Genomic DNA, 471 nt, shown 5'->3' with positions numbered 1-471 from the left:
TCGCGGTCGCCGGCCTGCTCGCGGCCTACGGCATCGAGACCGTGCCGCTGACGCTCGCCCCCGACATCGACGCGGCGGCGGCGGCCGCCTGGACGATCATCGCCGCCGGCGGCACGGTGGCGCTGAAGGTCGTCTCGCCCGACGTGGTGCACAAGTCCGACATCGGCGGCGTCCACCTCGACCTCACCAGCGAGCAGGACGTCCGCGACGCCGCGCGGAAGATCCTGGTGCGCGCCCGGCGCGAGCGGCCCGATGCCCGGGTCACGGGGTTCGCCGTGCAGCCGATGGTGCGCAAGGGCCAGCGCCGCGAGCTGATCGCGGGGCTCGCCGAGGATCCGGTCTTCGGGCCCGTGGTGGTGTTCGGCCGCGGCGGCACGGCGGTGGAGGTGATCGACGACCGGGCCCTCGGCCTGCCGCCCCTCGACCTCGCGCTCGCCGACGACCTCATCGGCCGCACCCGCGTCGCCCGGC

At 76.2% G+C, this 471-nt stretch carries 1 protein-coding gene; it reads left to right on the top strand.

All coding sequences use genetic code 11. The annotated features are described in order from the left end of the window. Window positions 1-471, top strand: a 471-nt coding sequence (locus FV223_RS29795; RefSeq protein ID WP_187276314.1) for an acetate--CoA ligase family protein, incomplete at both ends; no start/stop codon positions are given.

The sequence above is a fragment of the Methylobacterium sp. WL116 genome, assembly GCF_008039455.1.
Classification (GTDB): Bacteria; Pseudomonadota; Alphaproteobacteria; order Rhizobiales; family Beijerinckiaceae; genus Methylobacterium.
The sequence above is the reverse complement of the archived record's forward strand: the minus strand, read 5'-3'. Positions and strand labels throughout refer to the sequence as shown.